Annotated in this window: 22 protein-coding genes; 8 read left to right on the top strand and 14 right to left on the bottom strand. The window is 72.3% G+C overall.

The window, feature by feature from the left end; translation table 11 throughout:
* The first annotated feature begins 293 nt into the window (after positions 1–293).
* Positions 294–530: a hypothetical protein gene (locus ACIRVF_RS42265; protein ID WP_402830380.1), complete on the top strand. Its 237-nt coding sequence runs from the start codon at positions 294–296 to the stop codon at positions 528–530.
* 74 nt (positions 531–604) lie between these two features.
* Positions 605–3070 (top strand): Helicase associated domain protein, encoded by a 2466-nt coding sequence (locus ACIRVF_RS42260; RefSeq protein WP_402830377.1) that lies wholly within the window; start codon positions 605–607, stop codon positions 3068–3070.
* Positions 3071–3198: 128 nt separating this feature from the next.
* Here ACIRVF_RS42260 and ACIRVF_RS42255 read toward each other — a convergent pair whose 3' ends face one another.
* Positions 3199–3747, bottom strand: a complete 549-nt coding sequence (locus ACIRVF_RS42255) for a hypothetical protein (protein WP_402830375.1) — start codon at positions 3745–3747, stop codon at positions 3199–3201.
* Positions 3748–4508: 761 nt separating this feature from the next.
* Between ACIRVF_RS42255 and ACIRVF_RS42250 the strand changes: the two genes are divergently transcribed.
* The 3 genes from ACIRVF_RS42250 to ACIRVF_RS42240 all read left to right on the top strand — a co-directional run bounded on the left by ACIRVF_RS42250 (position 4509) and on the right by ACIRVF_RS42240 (position 7234).
* Positions 4509–5396, top strand: coding sequence for a replication-relaxation family protein (locus tag ACIRVF_RS42250; RefSeq protein WP_402830373.1), 888 nt, complete (start codon positions 4509–4511; stop codon positions 5394–5396).
* A 321-nt stretch (positions 5397–5717) separates the two neighbouring features.
* Complete coding sequence (locus ACIRVF_RS42245) at positions 5718–6692, top strand: replication-relaxation family protein (protein ID WP_402830370.1); 975 nt, start codon at positions 5718–5720, stop codon at positions 6690–6692.
* 224 nt (positions 6693–6916) lie between these two features.
* Positions 6917–7234 carry a hypothetical protein gene (locus tag ACIRVF_RS42240; protein WP_402830367.1) on the top strand — a complete coding sequence of 106 codons (318 nt, stop codon included), beginning with the start codon at positions 6917–6919 and terminating at the stop codon, positions 7232–7234.
* A gap of 374 nt (positions 7235–7608) precedes the next feature.
* Here ACIRVF_RS42240 and ACIRVF_RS42235 read toward each other — a convergent pair whose 3' ends face one another.
* The 3 genes from ACIRVF_RS42235 to ACIRVF_RS42225 form a co-directional block, all read right to left on the bottom strand.
* Positions 7609–8028 (bottom strand): hypothetical protein, encoded by a 420-nt coding sequence (locus ACIRVF_RS42235; protein WP_402830364.1) that lies wholly within the window; start codon positions 8026–8028, stop codon positions 7609–7611.
* A complete protein-coding gene (locus ACIRVF_RS42230; RefSeq protein ID WP_402830362.1) occupies positions 8025–8393 on the bottom strand; it encodes a hypothetical protein in 369 nt (122 codons plus the stop codon). The genes ACIRVF_RS42235 and ACIRVF_RS42230 overlap by 4 nt, the downstream gene beginning before the upstream one ends.
* Positions 8394–8629: 236 nt before the next feature.
* The gene (locus tag ACIRVF_RS42225; protein ID WP_402830359.1) at positions 8630–9181 is read right to left on the bottom strand and encodes a hypothetical protein; all 552 of its coding nucleotides are present in this window, start codon (positions 9179–9181) and stop codon (positions 8630–8632) included.
* Positions 9182–9527: 346 nt separating this feature from the next.
* On the opposite strand from ACIRVF_RS42225, the gene ACIRVF_RS42220 reads away from it, so the two are divergent.
* Positions 9528–10070: a hypothetical protein gene (locus tag ACIRVF_RS42220; RefSeq protein ID WP_402830356.1), complete on the top strand. Its 543-nt coding sequence runs from the start codon at positions 9528–9530 to the stop codon at positions 10068–10070.
* 46 nt (positions 10071–10116) lie between these two features.
* Here ACIRVF_RS42220 and ACIRVF_RS42215 read toward each other — a convergent pair whose 3' ends face one another.
* The 6 genes from ACIRVF_RS42215 to ACIRVF_RS42190 all read right to left on the bottom strand — a co-directional run bounded on the left by ACIRVF_RS42215 (position 10117) and on the right by ACIRVF_RS42190 (position 14073).
* On the bottom strand, positions 10117–10422 hold the full coding sequence (locus ACIRVF_RS42215; RefSeq protein ID WP_402830353.1) for an NUDIX domain-containing protein: 306 nt from the start codon (positions 10420–10422) through the stop codon (positions 10117–10119).
* A gap of 20 nt (positions 10423–10442) precedes the next feature.
* Entirely contained in the window at positions 10443–11108 is a 666-nt protein-coding gene (locus tag ACIRVF_RS42210) for a DUF402 domain-containing protein (protein WP_402830351.1), read from the bottom strand.
* An 84-nt stretch (positions 11109–11192) separates the two neighbouring features.
* A complete protein-coding gene (locus ACIRVF_RS42205; protein ID WP_402830348.1) occupies positions 11193–11675 on the bottom strand; it encodes a hypothetical protein in 483 nt (160 codons plus the stop codon).
* 46 nt (positions 11676–11721) lie between these two features.
* Positions 11722–12246, bottom strand: coding sequence for a hypothetical protein (locus ACIRVF_RS42200; RefSeq protein WP_402830345.1), 525 nt, complete (start codon positions 12244–12246; stop codon positions 11722–11724).
* 45 nt (positions 12247–12291) lie between these two features.
* The gene (locus ACIRVF_RS42195) at positions 12292–12519 is read right to left on the bottom strand and encodes a hypothetical protein (RefSeq protein WP_402830342.1); all 228 of its coding nucleotides are present in this window, start codon (positions 12517–12519) and stop codon (positions 12292–12294) included.
* A 276-nt stretch (positions 12520–12795) separates the two neighbouring features.
* Entirely contained in the window at positions 12796–14073 is a 1278-nt protein-coding gene (locus tag ACIRVF_RS42190) for a replication-relaxation family protein (protein ID WP_402830340.1), read from the bottom strand.
* Between the two features lie 539 nt (positions 14074–14612).
* Between ACIRVF_RS42190 and ACIRVF_RS42185 the strand changes: the two genes are divergently transcribed.
* Positions 14613–15032 (top strand): hypothetical protein, encoded by a 420-nt coding sequence (locus ACIRVF_RS42185; RefSeq protein WP_402830339.1) that lies wholly within the window; start codon positions 14613–14615, stop codon positions 15030–15032.
* Positions 15033–15090: 58 nt separating this feature from the next.
* Entirely contained in the window at positions 15091–15324 is a 234-nt protein-coding gene (locus ACIRVF_RS42180; RefSeq protein WP_402830337.1) for a hypothetical protein, read from the top strand.
* 106 nt (positions 15325–15430) lie between these two features.
* On the opposite strand, the gene ACIRVF_RS42175 is transcribed toward ACIRVF_RS42180, so the two are convergent.
* The 4 genes from ACIRVF_RS42175 to ACIRVF_RS42160 form a co-directional block, all read right to left on the bottom strand.
* Positions 15431–16621, bottom strand: coding sequence for a hypothetical protein (locus ACIRVF_RS42175; protein ID WP_402830334.1), 1191 nt, complete (start codon positions 16619–16621; stop codon positions 15431–15433).
* A gap of 380 nt (positions 16622–17001) precedes the next feature.
* Positions 17002–18246 (bottom strand): group II intron reverse transcriptase/maturase, encoded by a 1245-nt coding sequence (gene ltrA, locus ACIRVF_RS42170; RefSeq protein ID WP_402830332.1) that lies wholly within the window; start codon positions 18244–18246, stop codon positions 17002–17004.
* A 1082-nt stretch (positions 18247–19328) separates the two neighbouring features.
* Positions 19329–19670, bottom strand: a complete 342-nt coding sequence (locus ACIRVF_RS42165; protein WP_402830330.1) for an STAS domain-containing protein — start codon at positions 19668–19670, stop codon at positions 19329–19331.
* Between the two features lie 364 nt (positions 19671–20034).
* Positions 20035–20403 carry an ATP-binding protein gene (locus tag ACIRVF_RS42160; protein ID WP_402830327.1) on the bottom strand — a complete coding sequence of 123 codons (369 nt, stop codon included), beginning with the start codon at positions 20401–20403 and terminating at the stop codon, positions 20035–20037.
* Positions 20404–20799: the final 396 nt, after the last annotated feature.

Raw genomic sequence — 20799 nt, 5'->3', positions numbered from 1 at the left:
GCCCTTGGTGGGGTGGGGGTGGGGGCCGGGCTTCGCCCGGGCTGGCTGGGATGGTGGGTGGGGGTGCTTCGCGCCTGGGGGGTGGTTTGGTGACGGGTGGCCATGTGGTGGGGTCACTCGTTGGGGTGGCGGAGGGGCGGGCTTCGCCCGTTCTCGTGCATCAAAGACAACACCCCGCTAGACTCTGGTTTGTCAGAAGGGCTCCGCCCCGGCTCATCACGCAGGGGAAGCGCTCCGAGATCGGCCCGCCGATTGCCTTGTCATCGGCTTGGGAGAATGCGGAGGAAAACGGGATGGACGGCAGGGGTGGCCTGGCCAACGGGCCCGTTGGCAACGGTGGCTCCGAGGAAGGGGTCGTTGCGCTGACGGCCGAGCAGGAGGCGGAGCTGGACGTGCTAGAGGCCAGGATAGCGGCCCTGATGCTGCTGATCCGCACCCAGGGGCGGCGCTCCCGGCACTGGGCGGCGGCGTTAACTGACCTGCGCGCGGCCCGGCTCCAGTGGGAGCACGTCCTGGGGTTCGCTGAATAGCTGGGCCCGTTCAAAAGGCTCGGTTCTGGTTCATCTCTGCGTCTCACAATTTCCAGGAAAGGGAAATTGCCGTCATGATGAAGAAATTGCGCCCGCACCAGGAAGAGGCGTGCGATGCGGCAGTACGACTTCTGACGCTGCCCGCGTCGGGTCTGGTGCCGCCGGAGGGGCTACGGTGCCAGATCCGGGCCGCGACGGGCTCGGGCAAGTCGCTCACCGCCGTTCACGTCGCCTCGCGGCTGCACGCGGAACGGACGCTGGTGATCGTGCCCTCACTGCCGCTGCTGGAGCAGACGGTCGAAGTCTGGCAGCGGGAGGGGCACGGCGGCCGGATGTTCGGCCTCTGCTCGCTGGTGGGCAACGAGCAGCCGGTGGGCCTGCGGTGCACCACCGACCCGGCGGAGCTGGTGAAGTGGACGGCCGGGCCGGGGCGGGTGACAGTGTTCGCCACCTACGCCAGCCTGGGCCTGGGCCACCTGGAGAAGGCGCACCAGGCCGGACTGCCGGCCTTCTCGCTCGCCGTGGTGGACGAGGCCCACCGGACGTCCGGGCAGGCCGGGCGACCGTGGGCGGCGATCCTGGACAACGCCCGGATCCCCTGCGACAGGCGGCTGTTCATGACGGCCACCCCGCGTCTGTGGGCGGTCAAGGACAGCGATCGGGAGTGGGCTGCGGCGGCCGGGATCGAGGCGGCCGAGCTGATCGCGAGCATGGACGACGAGGCGCTGTACGGGCCCGTCGCCCACGACTACCCGCTTGGGACCGCGATCTCGGACGGGGTGATCGCCCCGTACCGGATCCTGTGCGTGGACGTATCCGACCCCGTTCTCCAGGGCCTGGAGCAGCAGGGTGCGAGTGATCGGTCGGTGGAGTACCGCGGGGCCCGTCTGGCGGCCTTGCAGACGGCGCTACTGACCGCCTGCTCGGAGTGGGACCTGTCGAGGGTGCTGTCCTTCCACCACATGGTGGCCGAGGCGCGGGCGCTGAGTGCCGGCCTGCCGGAGGTGGCGCGGGTGCTGTGGGAGCAGGACCCCGCTTTGCACCCGGACCCGGCGCTGATCGGCACGACGTGGCTGGAGGCCGAGCACACCTCCGCCGAGCGCCGGGCGGTGCTGGGCACGTTCGCCTCCCTGGTCAAGGACGACGGGTGGCGGCTGCTGCGGTACATCCTGGCCTCGGTCAAGGTGCTCTCCGAGGGCGTCGACACCTTCGACTGCGACGCGGTGTTCTTCGCGGACGTGCGCGGCTCGATGGTCGACCTGGTCCAGGCCGTGGGGCGGGCGCTGCGGATGCGCCCGGGCAGCGGCAAGGTCGCCACCATCGTCGTGCCCGTCCTGCTCGGCGCCGGCGAGAACGGCAACCAGCTGCTGACCTCCCGGGCCTACGACGGGCTGTCCAAGCTGCTGATGGCGCTGCGCGCGCACGACGCGGCCGCCGTGGAGCGCCTGGCCATGCCGCAGTCCGAGACCCGGCCTCCCAGGGAGCCCAAGCACGCCGGGGAGCCGGACGCGCTCCGGTCCGCCAGCGGGGAGGCGCAGCTGCTCCAGTTCTCCACCCAGCGCGACCCGGCGGTGATCGCGGCGTTCGTGCGGACCCGTGTGCTGGAGCCGGAGCGGGAGGAGTTCCGGCGCGGCCTGGAGGAGCTGCTCGCCTACCGGGAGACGTTCGGCGACGTGAAGGTGCCCTACGCCTACCGGGCACCGTCCGGGCACCGGCTCGGGGTGTGGGTGGCCGACCAGCGCCGCTACAAGGCCGCCGACGTCCTCGACGCCGAGCGCGTCAAGGAACTGGACGAGCTCGGCATGATCTGGTCCGCGTTCGACACCGCCTTCACCGACAACCTCACCGCAGTCGCCGGCTACGCCGCCGAGCACGGACACGCCTGCCCGCCCAACGAGGCCGTGTGGGGCGGGCGACCGGTCGGAACCATCATGAAGAACCTGCGCACCGCCCAACGCCGCACCGAAGCCCTCCAGCGCCGCGCCGAGGCCGGCGAGACCGGCCTGGACTGGACGGGGGCGCTGACCGCCGACCGCAAGGCCGCGCTGGACGAGATCGACCCCGGGTGGTGCCCGGCCTGGCCGGTGGAGTGGCAGCGGTGCTTCGCCCTGGCCTGGCGCCACATCAAGGACGGCGGCACCCTCGCCGGTGCCGCGCCGGGCAGCGTCGTCGTCCAGGGCGAAGACCTCGCCGGATGGGGCCGCGCCCAGCAGGTCGGCTGGGACAAGCTCGTCCCCGCCCAGCAGTGGGCGCTGGAGCACGTCCTCGGAATCGAGCCGCTGCCCGCCGAGCAGAAGCCAGCAGGGAAGGTGACGCACGCGGAGAAGGAGCGCCGCAACCTCGCCGCCGCCGCCCAATACCGGGCCCGCGAGGGGCACCTGAACGTCCCCCGCAAGCACAAGGAGCCCCTGGTCCTAGAGGACGGCACCACCGTCGAGGTCAGCCTGGGCCTGTTCATCGCCAACAGCCGCAGTCGCCGCGCCACTATCCCCACCGAACGCGCCGCACGGCTCACCGAACTCGGCATGCGCTGGGAGTAGCGGCACGGGGTGGAGCGGGCGAGGGGTGTGGCGCGGAGTCGGCGCCACGCCCCTTTCGTTGCATCAGCCGACACCCTCTCGGGGCCCCTGTCGGCGGCTGCGGCCCAGGGAGGTGTGCGGGCTCGTAGTCAGTCGGCGGAGGCGGGCTCTGGTGCGGTCAGCGGCTCCGACGCGGGCCGTTGCTGAGGCAGGGCGAGGTTCTTGGATCGAGTCGGCGCGGTCCACGCCGCGAGCCATGCACGAAGTTCCTCCTTGGTGTAGTGGTGCGTCCCCTTCTTGTCCTGCATGCCCTCGGGGAACGGGATTCCGCGCCGGGTGGAACGGGCGCGGTACGTCCTGGTGGTGCTGGCCTTCCAGGGCAGCAGGCCGTGCTCCCATGCTTGCTGGAGGGTGTACCTCTCAAGGCCGTCCGGCCAGCCCTGCTCACCGGGAGGTTTAGGAGCGGGCTGGACCGGCGGGACGACCGGACTCGGACCGCATACGTGGGGACGTTCCTGGGCCAGCAGAGGCTGGAGCCCTGCCAGCACCCGGGCCAGCGACGCGCCCGGCGCCCCGGCTGCGGCGGCCTGTGCGGTCAGCTCCACCACATGGGCGTCGGTCAGGCGCACCGCCGTAATCGCCTGGTTCCGGGCTTCGACGGCATCGTTCAGCGCCTTGAGGTGAGATGTCCATTCCATATCCCTGCCCAACGACCCAGGCCCGCCCGAGGTACCGTCCTCGGCCAACCCGGCCACCAGACCGGGGGGAGTGCCTGCGGGCGCCGCCCTCGGCCTGTGACCGGGCCTGGGGTGAGCAGTATTCGGGCCGGCCTACTCCGATAGCTCCAGCGGAGAGTCATCCTCGCTGCCGGAAAGCTGAAGCGACTCGGCGAGCGCGCTGTACCCGGTGGTCGAGCGTGCCCGCCGAGAAGCGCTCCCGGCCGTCCCTGCCTGCCTGTGCCCGCCGTGCCCGAGGAACACGACGGGCAAACCCGACGGGAGCGGCCAAGCGGCCTTCCGGGGCCGCCCACGCGCCCCAGCCCCCGCCCCACCGCGAGCGGCCGGCACCAGCCGGACGCGAGAGAAGAAAAGGCCCGCCGCAGGCGCAGCGACCCTCACCGCCACCGCCCCACCCAACCAGCCAGCCAACCACCACCCACAAAGCCAAGGACAGGAAGGGGAAGGAGAGGGTTGTCGGGGTGGTGAGTTCCACCTTGTCGACCACTCACCACGGCGCCTGACCTGCGCGTTTATTCGGAATCCAGGCGCAGGCGCCGGGATGGGCGGACACCGGTTGTCGCACCGGTTCTCACCACCGGTTGGCGCGCCGGTTAGCGGACCCGTTGTCGGATCGTGACCGTACGGGCTGATCTTGGTAAGAAAAGTGGTGAGAACCGCGGGCTTGTCTACGGGTGCTCGCCGCCACCGGGGCGGCGGGCACCGACGTTGAGGAGCCCGTGATGGCGACGCCGCCCGAGATCGACCACGCCGTGGTCGCCGCGCTGTACCAGTTCCGGATGGCCACGGCCGAGCAGCTGCGCGTCCTGCACACCCCCGACAGCCAGCTGGAGCTGATGCGCCGACGGCTGCGCCGGCTGAAGAAGGAGGGCCTGGTCGAGGACGTCACTCTCCCGCAGGCCGGGAAGCTGCGGGCCTGGTACCTGACCGAGCGGGGCGCGCGGATCGCCGCCCGCTTCCCGGAACTGGAGGGCGTGGCCTCGCCGCCGCTGCCGGAGGACAAGACCGAGGCGAGGCTGCGGGTCGGACACATCCTGGCTGTCACCCGCACCCAGGCCGCCTTCGTCGCCGGCGCCCGCAGGGCCGGGGACGAGTGCCGGCCGCTGGACTTCCTGCCGGAGGTCTACCACCGCTACGGCGAGGGCCGGGATGGTGCGGTCATCGCCGACGGCCTGCTGCACTACGCGACCGGCGGGCCCGGCCGCACTCTCAACCGGGCGTTCGTCGAGGTCGACCGCGGCACCATGGCCAGCGAGAAGCTCGCCGCCAAGCTGATCGGCTACACCAGCTTCCGCGAGCACCACCCGATCCCGCCCCACCTGCGGCGCACCGCTCACGCGCAGAGCGTCCTGCCGGCCTGGCAGCAGCACTACATCGTCTTCCCGCGGCTGCTGTTCGTCCTGGCCGACACCGGCGAGCGAGCCGCCCGACAGCGTATCCGCGACCTCCAGGGCATCGCCGATGCCCACCCGCTGGTCGCCCGGATGCTGATGACCGTGAAGGCCGGCGCGGCCCGCCTGGACGACCTCGAGCAGCACGGCACCAGCGCGGCGGTCTGGCACACCCTCAGCGACCACACGCGGCCCCTGCGCGGGGCCTGGCAGCTGTAGCGCAGCGCGGTGGCGGGTCCACCGGCCAGGACGAGCGGCATCAAGGTGTCCGCCGTGGCCATCAAGGGATCCGAGCCCGTCATCAAGGTGTCCGCCCCGGGCATCAAGGTGTCCGGCAGTCTCCAAGGTGCCCAGAGGCGGACCATCAAGGAGTCCACCAACGTTGGCGGCCGTCGCACCACCAACGTTGATGGCGGCCGTTACGTGATCGTTGCGGCCAAGGGGGCTGTTCACCAAGGTATTCACCAAGGTTCGCGGGCTTCCCTTCGGCGACCGCGCGGAGCACCCGGCTCCGCGCTCAGCCGAAGGGGCACCCCTGCGATGACGAAGAACGACGGCGCCAGGACGAAGGCCAGGGCGAGGACGGGCGCGGAGGCGGACAGCGAGACGCGGGAGGTGGAGATCACCTGGTCCGTGCTCGCCGCCTTGTTCCAGTTCCGGATCGCCACCGCCGAGCAGCTACGCCGGCTGACCGCCCCGGACGCGGGCATCGAGAAGATGCGGGCCCGTCTGCGGCGGCTGCGCGACGAGGGCCTGGCCGAGGAACTGGTCCTGCCTCAGTCCGGGCGGGCCAGGGGCTGGTACCTGACAGAGCACGGGACCAGGGTCGCCGGCGCCTTCCCCGAACTGGCGGACATCCCCGCCCCGCGGACGCCCGGCGACAAGAGCGCCTTCAAGTACACGCTGTGGCACCAGCTCGCCGTCGTGCGAACCCACCTGGTGTTCCTGGCCGACGCCCGCCGCCGGGGCGACGCCTACGGGCCGTTCGACTTCATCCCCGAGATCACCCACCGCTTCGCCGAGGGCCGCGAGGGCACCGTGCGCCCGGACGGCCTGCTCTACTACAGCCGCACCGGCGCGGACGGCGCCCGGATCACCAACCTGGCGTTCGTCGAAGTCGACCGCGGCACCATGGGCGGGCCCCGGCTGGCCGCCAAACTCAACGCCTACGCCCGCTACTGGGCCACCGCACCACTGCCGGCCGGAGTGCGACCCGGCACCATCGAGGCCGAGGGCGGCGGCGTGCCGCTGTGGGAACGCCGCTACGTGCGCTTCCCCAGGCTGCTGTTCGTCCTCACCGGCACCGGGCAAGCCGGCTTCGCCCACCGCGCCGACGACCTCGAACTCATCGCCCGCACCCGCTACGTCGCCAAGATGCTGCGCACCGTCCCGGCCATGGTCGCCAAGCTGGAAGACCTGGAGGAGGAAGGCCCGAGCGCCGACGTGTGGTGGTCGATCGCCGATCTCGAGGCCGGGCCGGGCCCCTGGTGGGAGCTGACCGGCACCACGCCCTGACCGGCACCGACACCGATGCCTTGATGCCCGTCCCGGAAGACCTTGGGGCGGGCATCAAGGTGTCCGTCCCGCTCTCACCAATGCTCTGACCTGTGGCGTTATCTCCCCGTAACCTGGCCATCAAGGGATCGCCGACTTGTCCGGGGCGGGCATCAAGGTATCGCCGACTCTGTCGGCGGGGCGCAGCCGGGCGCCGGATCCGGTCGCACGTACGACTCCCTGCCGTGGGCAAAGAGCAGAAGACCTTCGAGTACACCGCCGACCTGATCGCGGCGCAGCGGGCGCTGGTGGCCGTGCAGGCCGAGCGCCGCGCGTTCCTGGCCACGCTGCCCAGCTGGGGCGGCGATCTGGAGGCCGCCCGGCAGGGGCTGAGCGAAGAACAGCTGGCCGAGTCCGCCCGCCTCGAGGAAGCCGAACGGCAGGCGTCGCACGCGGTGTGGGCCGATGAGTACTGGGCCACGCTGTCCGGCGAGGACCGGGTCACCGCCCGCAGCCGGCTCACGCACATCGACGACCCGGCCGAGGAGCAGGCGGCGCCGTAGCGTTCACCGTCCGGTCGTTCCTGACGGCCGTTGCTCGGAGCCGGGCGCATGCCGGGCAGCATCGGCCGGGCGCAGCCCGGGTCGGCCCACCGCACGACCCTCGGGGGTATGCAACAGTGCGTTGCGCCCCGAGCCTTCCCCACGATTCGTGCATGTCAGGGGCGCAACGCGGAGCGCGGCCGAGGCCTTCGCGTTGCGCGTGTTGCATCCCGTGTTGCGCCGCCAACGGGGCGGCTTCGGCGCCACCGGGGATCCGCGGCCCGGGCCGCAGCCCATCTGCGCCGAGTTGCTCTGCCTCTGCCTCGGGCCCCGCCTTCTGCCCGCCGCCGCTGACCGGCCAGCCGGGGAGAGCAGGTCGGCGGAGCGGAGTCGGCCTACGCCGCCGTCCTGCCCCGGCCCGGGGCGGCGTGGGCGAGCGCGATGATGACACGCGGGAGGCCATAGGCGGCCAGCACGTCGACCGCGGCAATAAGCCCGGTCAGGTACCAGGGCAGGCGGCCCGGGTCACGGACCGGGTAGGAGACGCCCGCATACCCGATGGCCATCACGAACAGCAGCAGGACCGTGAACAGGCGACTGCCGGCGGTGGGGCCGCCTGAGGTGCCGATCCGGTGCAGCAGTTGCGCACAGGAGATCCCGGCCGTCGGCAGAACGATCGCGGCCAGCCAGCTGATCGGCCAGGCAGTGCCGAGCGCGGTCAGTCCGGCCGCCGCGTACGGCACGTTGAAGGCCCACCAGAGCACCACGACGGCCGTCAACACCGCCCTGCCGACGGTGAAGCGGCGGGCGCTCACCGGCTGCCGTCTTGCTTAGGGGTGCTGAGGGCGGCTGCGGCCAAGGCCTGCACGGCCGGCGCCCAGCGGGCGATCAGGTCCATCACGTCGGGCAGCTCTGCGGCGTAGGCGGTGAAAAGGGTGCCGTCCTCGTTGCCGATCAGGTCGATCGCGAAGCGGGGCACCTTACGGTAGCGGTGATACACCGTCATCTCGATCGGAAGCTCCTCCCCGGTCCACTCGCCTGCGTGCGGGTTGGAGCTGGTCCACCGTTCGAACCCGGCCTGCTTCAGGTTCGCGTACCAGTCGCCGCTACCGTCGTCCGGGACGGGGTCCTTCGCCAGAGCGGTCCACTCGCCGCTCTCGTACACCAGCCAGTCGCTCATCAACGTCTTCCTCACCGCTCGGGTGCACGCCAGTCTCGGGCAGACGGCACTCCCGACGCGGACGAATCAGAGATCTCGTCTGTGGACGGAACCGTAGGCGGCGGGTGGGAAGGGGCGGCCCGAGGCGCGGGCCGCCCCTTTCCATCGCTGTTCTGCCTTCCCGGGCGACCGAAGGTGCTCCGGCAGGGCCACGATCAGCCCGTGTCCGTACCGCACCGGCTGGCTCTGGCAGGTGCTTACCGTCCGGTGCAGCGGCGGAGCCAGTGGGCCGGCCACCTGCGGCGCCGCGCCCGCTGAGCGGGAGCAGCAGGCCGGTCCAGGGCTTCGAGGGCAGCGGTGCCCTCCCGGCGGGGCTGCTGGCCAGGAAGCACAAGGTCGGGGTGGACGACGACCAGGTGCCCGTCGGCGTAGGCGGTGCGCAGCCCGGCGTCGGTGAGGTGCGATTCGAGGATCACGTTGCGGATCTTGCGGGCGGGGACGGGGCCGTCGCCGCGGCAGGCAGAGACGGACAGGACGCCGCCGGGCCATAGGTGCTGGTCGGTGGGCTGCCAGCGGACCGCGACCCCCAGGCCGCGCGGGCCGAGCTCCAGCACCGCGCCCGGGCGGCCGTCCCCGGCCTGGACGATGTCGATGTCGGCGGCGGCGAGTGCCGCGACCGTCGCGTCCCACAGGGCCTGACCGCCGTCGGCCGGCTCTGGTGGACCGGCCGGTGGGGCCGGGCTTCGCGTACTGGCCTGTGGCTCCGGTTGGTGGGCGGGCCGGTCGGTGCGGTGGTGCTGGTCGTGCATTCGGCGAACCCTACAGGCCTGGTCGAAGCCCCCAGGCATCATGCGGCAGAGAGGGAGGCCGAGAGATCACAGATCTCTGCTGGACTGGGCGGGGGTGGTCAGCAGGAAGGGCTTGCCGGCGGCGGCCGCGGCGGGGATCTCCAGGACGCTGCGGAACGGACCGGTCAGCAGCAGGGCTCGGTGGTCGCGCAGCGCCCGGTGCCATTCGCGGGTGGCGGGCCGGTGGATGGCCGGGGGCTGGCGCGTGAAGTGCGTGCGATCGTCAGCCGGTCATTCACTCGGCTGATTACCCGTTTCCTGGCCTCTCGTTGATCTGGACAACGGGTACCGAAAGGTAGGGACGAGGATGGGCAGGCAGAAGGCCAACAAACCCCGTCGGGTGCGGGCTGAGCGACCTAGGCGCGAACCCCTGCTCGCTCTCCACGAGCAGCGTCCGACAGGTACCTTCTACCGGCTGTGGGCGGCAACGGACGCCAGCGCGCTCGATGATTGGCGGGCCTGGGACCCGAAGTACCGCGGCCACCAGGTGACAGACGCCCAGCTGCTCGCGGATGTGAAGTTCTACGCCAGCGTGTACGGGCCCGAGGCACCGGTGCACGCGGTGCTCCAGGTGGAGCGGTACCTCGCCGAGGACGCCGTGCCGTGGAAGGAGCCGGGCAAGGAGAAGACGACGGTCGCCGCGCGCATGTATGGCTCCTCTGAGGAGGACCGGTTCAGCATCCATGGTTTGTTGGCAGGCCTTTGGGCTGTCATGGACGACCACGCTGTTCTGTGTAGCTGCGTAGATGATGGCTTCGTCGATCAGGCCATCGCCGCGGGGTTGGTCTGGCAGGATCCCTCAGGAAGGTGGGACGCTGTGCCAGCCCCGAGACGCACACCGACGAGCTGACTTCGCGAGGATCCCATGGCGTTCCGGGTGCCCCAACGCAGGGACGTCAGCGCCATTGGTAGGACGTGGCGGTCATCGCCGGGAGCAGCACCGGGGCGCATGCGGCGGTGCTGGGCTGGACGGCCTGGCCCAGGACGGCGGCGATGTCCGGGTACAGGACGAAGCGCAGCACCGGCGGCTCGGGCAGGCCGTCCGCGTTGAGGGCGAGTTCCTCGAGGATCTCGCGGCGCAGCGCGGCGTGCGGGTCTTCGCCGTCTTCGACCAGGCCGCCAGTTAAGGAGTGCTGCACCCCGTCGGGGCGGTCGCGCCGGATCAGGGCCAGGCGGCCGTCGTGGAGGAGCAGAGCGCACACCCGGGTGGGGACCGGCGCCGTCACCGGCCGGTGGCCGCGTCGTCGTCCGGCAGGATGGGCAGCGGCCAGGCGGCATCGGGTGCCCAGGTGGGCCAGCCAGCGGCGAACGGGCCGGCGCTATTGTCGAGCATGGTGATCGCCCGGCCCTGGGCCCGTTCGACCTGGTGGTGGAGGTGGTCGTCGATCACCCCGAGGCGGCGCAGCTGGGCGTACTCTTCGCGGTCCTTCCAGTGGTGGCCGGATAGGTCGGGGGTGACGACCAGGTCCAGGCACAGGTCGAGGGTGTCGATGCCGCCGGGGTGGCGCTGGTAGGGCTTCTCGAAGTTGACGTACCACCGCAAGGGTTCCTTGGTAACGGCGTCCTGGAAGCAGTGCACGGAGAACCACTCGCCGGCCAGGAAGTAGGAGAGGAGCTCGGTGCCGGTCCAGCGGTAGCGGCCGAGCGTCCAGGTGCCAGCCGCCAGGTCCTCCAGGCCCTGCTTGCGGGTGACGTCGTCGCCGGTGCGGGTGGAGGTGATCCAGGTCGTCGGCGCCAGGCTCTCGATCCCCGGCCAGTAGGCCAGGGTCAGCACGTGGCCGGTGTCGGCGACCACCCGCTGCGGCATCGCGGTCCACACCCGCCCGGCATGGACGTCGCGGCGCACCACCGTGGTGCCGAGCTGGAAGCGCAGGTCGGTGTCGGTCACCGCAGGAGCCTTCCCCGCCGCGGTGCCGGTCAGTGGTGTGACAGCGTGTCAGGGCTGGGCCGAGCCCGGGACCCGTCGGCGGGGTCAGCCCACGGTTGCCCTGCCGAGCGCGGCCTGGGTGCCCTTCAGGACACGGACCCGGATCGTGGCGTTGGCCGCCTCGCGCACCGTGGGCGCCCGGCCACCGGCGATCATCAGGTGACCGACGAGCGTGTCGTCCGCCAGCGCCTGCACCACCTGGAAGGCTCCGCGGTCGAGCGCGAGCAGTGCCGAGCGCTGCTCGGCGCCGAGCCCTGGCAGCGCCGAGCAGGCCTGCACCGCGAGCCGCGCACGGGAGCGCAGCAGCTCCAGCAACCCGCCCGGGCCGTCCACGGGAACCCGCCCCACCTCGGCGCCGACCAGTTCCGCCTCGTCCGCGCAGCCGGCGATGACCGCCGCGAGGAGCAGCACAAGCTGGCCGTGCCGTTCGTCGCCGGGCAGAAGCTGACCTGAAGCGATCCGCTCGGCCCCCGAGTGGCAGTACTCCCACGTCGTGCGCGGCACGGCCGCGCTGCTGCTCTCGCTCACCCGGGCACGCTACCGCCCTGACGGGCCGCTGCGTCGCGTGTTCGGATCATCGGTTGGTTCCGCGCCCCAGCCAGCGGGCGGGCCAGCCGCGCGCTCGCCGCTCCTGGCGGGCCGGGGCCGACGGGCCGGGAACGGCGGAGACCGAGGCGGAGGAGACCAAGGCGGCGGGTGCGGTGGCCGGTGCCGTGCGGGGCCGGCCCGGGATCTCCAGATCGGGGTGGACGACGACCAGGCGGCCGTCGGCGTAGACCGTGCGCAGCCCGGCGTTGGCGAGGTGGGACTGGAGCATCACGTTGTGGATCTGGCGGGCGGGGATGGAGCCGCCGCCGCGGCAGGCCATGACGGACAGGGCGCCGCCGGGCAGCGGGTGCTGTTCGGTGGGCTGCCAGCGGACCGCGACCGCGAGGCCGCGCGGGGCGAGCTCCAGCACCGCGCCCGGGCGGCCGTCGCCGGCGTGGACGACGTCGATCCCGACCCCGGCGAGGGCGGGGTCGGCCACCGTGCTGTCCCACAGCGCCTGGTCGCCGTCCGGCGCGGCGGTCGAGCCGGTGGGGTGGTGCTGGTCGTCCATGCTCTCGCGCCCGGGAAACGCGGGCGGGCTGCGGGGAGGCGTCGGTCATTTCCGGGACCATGTCTGACAGGCGGGCTCGTGCCAGATCGTGCGGACGACGACTCCGCCCGGGGTGAGGTGTTCGCTGCTCCAGGTCCGGCAGCACTCGCCCGCCGTGCGCGGCCGGGCCGGTGCCGCCTGCATCTCGGCGTGGACCGGCGCGGGGGTGGCGGACAGGGCGAGCCGGGCCGGACGGCGGCGACGTCGGCGATGGCTGGTCGAAGGAGTCGTCATGCCGAAGGCTCTGCCCAACCGGCCCGGTCGTCCAACCGGGCGGCCCCCGGACGGAGCAGTCCAGGAGCTGGTTAGAACGGCCGCTCCTGTTCTAACCAGCCCCTGAACTGGGCAGATCCCCGAAACTCACCGGCCGGTGGCCGCCTGGGCCGGGCAAACTCACCGCCCCCGGATCGGAAACTCACCGGCCGGACGGCGAAACTCACCAGCCCAGGTCAACGGGGGTGCCCAAACTCCCCACCGCACGTCAGCGTCCCTGCCGCAGGAAGCAGCGGATCAGGTCCGGCGCCACCAGGAGCTGGCGCGCTTGGCCTCGGCGGCTACGGCTTCGGCGGCGGCCTGCTCGCGCTCGGCCTCCTGGCGGGCCCGCTCGGCGGCGTCGGCCTGGCGGCAGCCGGCGCACAGCCCGTCGTCGTCCCAGGTGTCGGCCCGCTCCTGTTCGGCCCACCGCTCATCCGAGAACCGCGCCTTGCAGCGGGTGCAGGCCGGACGGCGCCGCTCCCGCTCCACCCGCTCCCGCTCCGCCTCGCGGGCCCGCCGGGCGGCCTCCTGCTGCTGCTCCAGCAGCAGGACGCCGTCCTCGTTGTCGAGCGCCCGTATCAAGGTGGTCCACTCCTGGCCGCCGAAGCGCCACCAGATCGGCCCGCCGGCACCGAACTTCCGCAGCAGCGGCATGGTGGTGGCCACCACCGGCAGGGCGCGGTGGTAGTCGCGGGCGGTGGTTTCCTCGCCCCGGTAGGCGGGTGCGTGCCAGGTCGGTTCGGAGGCGGCCTCGATCTCGCGGATGTGGCGCAGCAGGCGCTCGTGGTCGGCCTTCGCCTTGGCCTTCTTCTGCTCCGCGGTCAGCGGTGGGGCGCCGGGTCGGCGGTTGCGCTTGCGGCCGGCCTCCAGGACCAGGGCGACCGGGGGCAGGCCTTCGCGGCCGGTGGGCGGATAGGTGGCGGACCACAGGCGCAGGTCGTGGGTGCGGGCGCCGGAGCGCTGGAGCGAGGCCTCGAAGGCGCGCTTGGTCGTGCCCTTGGCGGGCAGCTGGCACCAGGCGCGGTAGGAGTGGAGCTTGGCGACCAGGGTGCCGTTGCCTTCGTTCTCCCGGTCGACCTCCACCATGAGCACGGGGACGTCCGCGCCGGGGTCGGTGACGACCAGATCGGCGAACAGGCTCCGGCGGCCGGGCAGGCGGTGCTCGACCTCGGTCGCGTACGCCGCCAGGTAGCCGAAGCCGGCCTTGGCGAGGTGCCCGGCCGTGGCGGCGACGTCCAGGGCGTGCTCGGAGTACGCGGCCGACGGCTTCTCGCGCTGCGGGCGGGCCGCGGCGAGCTTCGTCCCAGCCGGGAGCAGCGCGGCGGCGTCCCGGCGGCCGGACGGGGTCAGGCACCACAGGTGCCGGCCGTCCCGCAGGGTCAGCTCCTTGCGGACCTTCCCCGCCTCCTCCAGGTCACCCAGCGCGTCGCGCACCGAGCGGTCGACGCGCTGGTTCGGCACCACCAACGGCCACAGCTCCCGGGCGGTCGCCCGCTGAAACACGGCGAGCGCCATCAGCACCCGCCCGCGCACCGGGGCGGTCGATCCTCGCTTCCACGGCGTGCCTTTGCTGTCTTCGACAGCAAAGGCAGAGGGGTTGTCGCCACGGCCCGACCCCCTTGTCCTGGCGGCCTGACCAGCGCAAACGCCGGATTCGTTCGGGAGGGGCGTGGAGGTGGCGGCGGAGGTGCCCGTGGAGGTGGCGACGGGACGGTTGTCACCGCCGGGCGAGGCCTCGCCCAGGTGGTGGCCGACGGCCTGGCCGTCGTCGTCAGGGTCGGGTTGGGCGAGCACGGTGGCGGTCATCGAGATGGCCTTCCGTCAGGACGGCCCGGGGCGGCGTGTTGGCTGGCCCCGGCACCCGGGCGGGCGCCCGAGCACGGCCGACCCTGCACACCACCCCCTTGTCCGCGGCCTGACCCCACCCCTTGTCCGACCCCTTGACCACCCCCCTTGTCCTGCCCGGTTTGCCCTGGTCAAGGGCCTTGTCCTCCCGGTTTGTCCGTGACCGGGATCACCCGCGCCCGGCCGGACCGCCAGCCGCGAAACGGCCCGTCGGTAGGCTGCCGCGCATGGACATGGTCACGGCCGCCGAACGGGTCATCCAGGAGGCGCAGCGTCAGCTGGCGAAGGGTGAGTGGGAGCCCGTCACAGGCGATCTGGCGCTTGCCCGGGAGACCGCTGCGGCGCTCGCCGTGGCGGTCGGGCCGACGGACGTGCAGGAGAAGCTGCCGCGGATCGACCGCCTCGCCGGGCTGCGGGAAGCCCTCGCGGCGCTCGCGGTGACAGTGGCCCGCACCCATGGGCACCTCGCCTGGTTCCTCGCCGACGCCAGCAGCCACCTTGCGCCGGTCCTCCACTGGCGTGTCCAGGACGGCCCGGCTGGCAGCTCCTTCGGGGCCGTGCCGCCCGCCGATAGCGACCTCGCCGACGCGGAAGCCGCCATCCGTCTTCTCGCGGCCGCCCTCACCCGTACCGGCCAGGGCACCTGAGGCCGGACGGCGGGTGCCCGGGGTGCGGGCTGGCCGTTCTGGGCCTCAGGGTGGGGTGGTGGGCGTCGTCGTCATCGAGCATCCGGATCAGCCGGACCGGGTGGCCGTGCATGCGGCCGGTTCCGACCTGGACGCACCCGGCGACCAGCTCCCGGTGACCGCCGGCGGCCTCGACACCACCAGCATGATCACCAATCCGTGGCAGCCGCCTGGACCCGGCTCGCGCTGGTACCCGACCTACCTGGTCACGCTCGTGTGCCCGCGCTGCGACCAGGCCGTCCGGCGGACATGATGGCCCCGGCGGGGCACCTCACGGCTCGGTGGTGCCCCGCTGTCGGCGACCGGGGCGTCGCTGCCATCTCCGACACCGGACCCATCCGGTGGTCTGCCTCCCGCCGTCAGAGGTTTTGCAGGTACGCGGTGTGGACGGTGAACGCGGCCTGCTCAGGGGTGTCGTGAAGCATCGCCTCCTGGGTGGCCTGGTTGCCGATGAAGTAGCCCTCGCGCATCGCCACCCACTGGCCGCCGATGCCGGCCAGGCCGCGCTCGACCCAGCCGACCTGGTGGCCCTCGCCGAGGACGAGGTAGACGTCCGGGTTGACCGTCCAGCCGGCCAGCGCCCAGTAGTCACCGAACAGCCGCGCGTCGAGGGCGACGTGCACGTCGCTCGGAGGCAGACGGCGGTGCAGCGGGTCGGTGGGGACGGGGACCTCGGCGGGCCGGGGCGGCGCGGCCGGGACGGGCTGGGCTGCGGGCCGGGGCGCGGTCTGCTGCTGGGCGAGGCGCTGGTCGAGGAGCCCGCGCAGCCGCTCGCCGCCCGGTGGTGGCGGGGTTTCGCCCCGGGGCGCAATCGGCGCCGCAGTGGCCGACTGCGGGGCGAGCCGCGTTTCCCCCCGGGGAGGAACAGGCGCCACGGAGGCCTGCGGCCGGGCCAAGACGGGGTCCACGGGCGGGGGAGTTTCACCCCGGGGCGCAATCGGCGCGGGCCCGCCGGCGGGGTCGGGGCCGCCAGTCGTCGGCACCGGTTCGGACGTGGCCGCCGCTACCGGGATGTCCATGCTCGCGAGGGTGCCGGACGAGGCCGTGGTTTCGCCCCGGGGTGAAACCACGGCCGCCGGGGTGCCTCCGCCGGGGCCGGCGGTCTGGGTGGGGTGGGTGCTCAGGATCCGCTCGGCGAGCTCGCGATGGCGCGCGGCCAGGCCGTCGGCGGCACGCAGGAGGTCCCCCAGGGCTTGGTGGGCAAGGGCTCCGTCGCTCTCGCGTTCCGCACGCCCCAGCTGGAGGAGGAAGCGCTCGTCGAGCCGGCGCAGCTCCTCGCCGAGCTCTAGCAGCCCGGCGGCCGGGCCGTCGGCAGGCGGGCCGACGAGGGGCGGAGTTTCGCCCCGGGGGTTTTCGGCGGCCGCAGCGAGCGCTTGCTCCTGGCGCTCGCGCTCGCGCGCCCGGTCCGCGCGCGACGAGCACGCCTTCGAGCAGTACTTCCTCGGGCGGCCCGTGGCGCTCGGCTCCATCTCCTTGCCGCACACGGTGCAGGTCGGCGCACCGAACAGCATCGGCACGACCATCGACTTCTGCCCCGGGGAGAAACTCATGATCGGGATGGTAGTTCGATACAGCACCGACTTTCGCCCCGGGGTGGAACGCCGCATCCGGTCGGCAGCAGCGGCCCGTCGCAGCATCGCAGCCGCGCTGCGCAACGTCCTGCGCATGCGCAAGGCGCCGTTGCGCATGCGCATGCTGCGCCGCGACCGCCCGCTACGCATACGCAGCAGGCCGGGCGCGTTGCTGCGCAGCGAGTGGCGCCGGGCGTCGTCGGCGACCGGGCCTGCGGGCCGTGCCGAGGCCTTCGGCAGACGGGGTGCGATCCCGTTCGCACCGGCCGTAGCGAGTAGCCGGGGGGAATCTCACCCCCCGGCTCTCTCAGAACCGTGCGTGAACCTCTCGATTCACACGGCTCCCATCGTCCGGTCGTTCACGGCCTGACCAGCTTCCAGTGAGCGAACATGCCCGGGTACAGCCGTACGGCCTTCCTCAGGGCCTCTCTCGCCCGCTTCCACTTGCCGCTGAACCGCTTGTACTTCTGCACGATCCACCGCACCAGGTAGGAGTTGATGCAGTTGAGGCTGTAGAACAACTCGGACACGATGAAGCGCCCGTAGTAGTTGATCCACCCTCGGACCACGGGATTGATCTCCCGCGCGAGCTCCACCAAGGTCGATCCACTGCGCCGGTGCAGCCGCCAGGAGCGGATCTGCGCCCTCATGCGCTTGGCAGCATCGCGGCTGACGGCCGGGTTGAAGCTGGCGAAGTAGTTCCCCGCCTTCGCTTTGACCAGCCGGACGCGAAACTCGTACCCAAGGAACGTGAACGAGGTGTGCTCGTGCGAGCCCGGCCTCCGCGCGTCCTTGCAGTACACGATGCGGGTCTTCTCCGGATGAAGAAGCAGTCCCCCGCACTCAGCCAGCCGCTTCGCAATCGCGTCGCGCACCCAGCGCGCCTGCGCCTGCGAGCGGCAGTGCACCACCACGTCATCGCAGTAGCGTTCGAACTGGACCCCGGGGAACTCCCGGGCCATCCACGCGTCGAACGCGTAGTGCATGAACAGGTTCGCCAACAATGGCGAGATCGCCGAGCCCTGCGGGCTCCCGCGATCCCTCGCGACCAGACTTCCGTCCGGCCGCTGGAGCGGCGCCTTGAGCCACCGCTCCACATACAGCAGGATCCACCGCTGGTCAGTGTGGTGGGCCACCGCCTTGAGGACCAGGCCGTGGTCCAGGTTGTCGAAGAACCCCTGGATGTCCATATCGATCACCCAGTCCGTCCTCCAGCAGCGCTCTCGGCACTCCGCGACCGCGTCGAGCGCGCTGCGGCGCGGCCGATAGCCGTAGGAGTCCGGGTGGAACAGCGGTTCCACCCCTGGCTCCAGGACCATGGCCACCACCGTCTGCGCGATCCTGTCCGCGACCGTGGGCACCCCGAGCACCCTGACCTTGCCCGATCCCCCTGGCTTGGGGATCTCCACCATCCGCACCGGCGGCGGGAAGTAGCAGCCCGACGACATCCGATTCCACAGCTTGTAGAGGTTGCCCCGAAGGTCAGCCTCGAACTGCTCGATCGACTCGCCGTCCACTCCTGCCGCGCCCTTGTTCGCCTTCACCCGGCGGTAAGCCTCGAAGACCATGTGCTTCGAGATCTCGAACGACTTCGGTCCGCTCACCTGGCTCCTCCCGGGAACTCCGGTTGACCACCAAGCTGACCAGGACGATCCGTCCCCTTCGCTCCACCCGCGTTACCGGGCTTCATCACTACTACGAGACGGTCTGCCCCCGTGCCCCGCGACGGTACTCGGCCTCTTGCGGTGATGGCCGCTTGAGGATCTCCCTCTCGCCGCCGGCCTCCAAGGCCGGCGCCAGTGTCGGGGCGACAGGTTCCCACGTTCCATGCAAGAGCCCGGACCAGGCTCGCGCCGCCTACATGCCGGACGCCATCTGGGCAGTCAGCAGGCTCCCCCCAGACTTGTCCCGGGGCCCAGGTCATGCCCCGGTTTCGACGCCATTGATCCCAATCACGACACGTCATCAGCGGTTCACTCTCGTTCGCCTTCCTGGCCCATACCTGACGCGATCACAGCCGCGCCTTTTCCCGCAGCGCTCACCACGACCGGCACTTAACCGGCGCAGCCTGCGGTGGTTTGGAGCCTCCCCCTGCAGGGCGACTCCGGAGGACCTACCTCCATCTCTTGCACAGCACCGCTTCCAGAAGCTCCTACATCAACGCCTCCTTCAGCGTTCGTGGCACACGACCTGCGGTGGGGAGCTCGCGTCGCACCCGTTGTTCGGTGAACTCACCGGCGCGCTGCGACGGCCGTCGCAGTCAGGGGCTGCACGGTTGCGCTGCCGATCGCAGTCGCAGCCGGCGGCGCGGTACCGGCCCGCGGTCGGGTAGCAAGGGTCGCCTTGCTACCCACAGGTCTCTGCTCCTGGTGGTGTAGCAAGGCTGTCCTTGCTACATCGGCTGCTGTTTGTGCAGCAGCCGATGGCGGTGGTGCTGCTCGCTGCGTCCGCTGCTGCGCGTGACCTGCCGGGCCCGACGGCGGGCACCGGATATGACGACTTCTCCGCCGCCCACGCTCCCGCGCCCAAGACAGGGCCGAGGCCCGACTGCGAGGACCAGGCGCAGCACGTGGACGAGCTGGCCGGCACTGCACCGCCGCGGCACCGGGAGCCCGGCCGGCTGCTGGAGCGGGTGGCCGAGGCGATCACCCATGCGAGGCGTCCCGCTCGGTGCCCCTCGCGCGGTTCAGCGAGACGGGCGGGGCGCGGGTAGGTCCGGGTCGACGGGGAACACCCGGTCGGCTCCGGTGATCTCCAGCAGCCGCGCGACCCTTTCCGAGGGCTGGGCGAGGTGGACGACGGTGCCCTGGCGGTCGGCCTGGATCCGGGTCAGCAGCAGCGCGTTCAGGCCGGCCGAGTCGATGAACGTCACCTCGTGCAGGTCGAGCAGCAGCATCGGCGGTACCGGCCGGGCGGCCAGGGCGCGGTGCGCGGCGTGGTTGAAGACCGGGACCTGGTCCATGTCCAGCTCTCCCGCGCAGACCAGGACGGGCCCGGCCAGACTGTCCCGGGCCGTGACCGTGAACAAGGCGGTGTTGTCGATCGCTGCGCTCCCCTCGCGGTGCCCTTTTCCGTGGCATGACCACTGTAGGACGGGGCCGTGCGGACCCGCACCGGTGCGCCGGCGGCAGCGGAAGAAGGGAGGAAGGTGTTGCGCGGGGCTGCCGGTGGCGGCCCCGCGCCCGCTCGGGGGTTCGGGCACGGGCCGCTTCCTCCAGCGTGGCGGTGCGGAGCGCTCCCGCGCACTCCCGACTAGGCCGGCGCGGCGACGGAGCCCGGCGGCGGGGTGACGTCGGCCCGGCGAAGGTCTCGGCCGTGCCCGGCGCCGCCGGCCGCGTCCGGTAACCCGAACTCGCGCGATACGGCCACGGCAGGAATGTCGGCGGCGGGGGTCAGCACCACCGCGGGTGGGTGGTCAGCACCTCGACCCACACGCTCTTGCCGGCGGTGTCGGCCGTGGTGCCCCAGCAGGTGGCCAGGCGTTCGACGACGAGAAGCCCGTAGCCGCCCGGGCACCCGAACCTCGGGGTGCCGCGGTAGGGCGGAGCCGGGCTGTAATCGCTGACCTCCACCCGCAGCACTCCCGGGCGGTGTTCGAGGACCAGCTCACGGATGCCGCGGCCGTGGACGCAGGCATTGGCGAGGAGTTCGGTGGTGACCTGGAGGACGTCGTCGAGCAGACCACAACGGGGCCCGTGACCGAGCAGGCCCCACCGGGCCAGGGCGCGCCGGATGAAGTCGAGCCCCTCGGTGACGGGCATGTCCGGCCGCGGCGGAAACGGCAGGCACGCACGGTATCCGGTCACAAAGGCGGGTCCCATGAGACGGTCCCAGGACGGTGTCGGGCCGGTCTTCTCGCCCAGGCGGCTACCCACCGCCACCGGCACTACACCGCACAACCCGGCCCCCGATGCCCTCGGGCCCCTGGAAACTGCGAAGGCTCCCGAGTCCCCGACATGGGCGGTCCACCGTGCCGGCCTCTCGGAGGCAGGCGGCCACCGCGACGCACGAGTAGCGGCGGCTTCCGGCTCGGGGGCGGCCGTCGGGGGGGGCGGGGGGGGGGGGGCCCCCCCCCCCCCCCCCCCCGGGCCCCCCGCCCCCCCCGGGGGGGGGGGGGGGGCCCCGGGGCGCGGGGCGGAGGGGCGGCCGCACGCCGC

It is taken from the genome of Kitasatospora sp. NPDC101157, assembly GCF_044768255.1.
Taxonomy (GTDB): domain Bacteria; phylum Actinomycetota; class Actinomycetes; order Streptomycetales; family Streptomycetaceae; genus Kitasatospora.
Note: the sequence above shows the minus strand (reverse complement) of the source record. Positions and strands in the feature narration are given on the sequence as shown.

Coding starts and splice junctions, on each gene's coding strand:
- ACIRVF_RS42220 (WP_402830356.1), top strand. CDS start 9,528: ATGGGCAGGCAGAAGGCCAACAAACCCCGTCGGGTGCGGGCTGAGCGA.
- ACIRVF_RS42260 (WP_402830377.1), top strand. CDS start 605: ATGATGAAGAAATTGCGCCCGCACCAGGAAGAGGCGTGCGATGCGGCA.
- ACIRVF_RS42200 (WP_402830345.1), bottom strand. CDS start 12,246: ATGGACGACCAGCACCACCCCACCGGCTCGACCGCCGCGCCGGACGGC.
- ACIRVF_RS42230 (WP_402830362.1), bottom strand. CDS start 8,393: ATGAGCGACTGGCTGGTGTACGAGAGCGGCGAGTGGACCGCTCTGGCG.
- ACIRVF_RS42160 (WP_402830327.1), bottom strand. CDS start 20,403: ATGCCCGTCACCGAGGGGCTCGACTTCATCCGGCGCGCCCTGGCCCGG.
- ACIRVF_RS42250 (WP_402830373.1), top strand. CDS start 4,509: ATGGCGACGCCGCCCGAGATCGACCACGCCGTGGTCGCCGCGCTGTAC.
- ACIRVF_RS42225 (WP_402830359.1), bottom strand. CDS start 9,181: ATGCACGACCAGCACCACCGCACCGACCGGCCCGCCCACCAACCGGAG.
- ACIRVF_RS42185 (WP_402830339.1), top strand. CDS start 14,613: ATGGACATGGTCACGGCCGCCGAACGGGTCATCCAGGAGGCGCAGCGT.
- ACIRVF_RS42175 (WP_402830334.1), bottom strand. CDS start 16,621: ATGAGTTTCTCCCCGGGGCAGAAGTCGATGGTCGTGCCGATGCTGTTC.
- ACIRVF_RS42195 (WP_402830342.1), bottom strand. CDS start 12,519: ATGACGACTCCTTCGACCAGCCATCGCCGACGTCGCCGCCGTCCGGCC.
- ACIRVF_RS42245 (WP_402830370.1), top strand. CDS start 5,718: ATGACGAAGAACGACGGCGCCAGGACGAAGGCCAGGGCGAGGACGGGC.
- ACIRVF_RS42265 (WP_402830380.1), top strand. CDS start 294: ATGGACGGCAGGGGTGGCCTGGCCAACGGGCCCGTTGGCAACGGTGGC.
- ACIRVF_RS42255 (WP_402830375.1), bottom strand. CDS start 3,747: ATGGAATGGACATCTCACCTCAAGGCGCTGAACGATGCCGTCGAAGCC.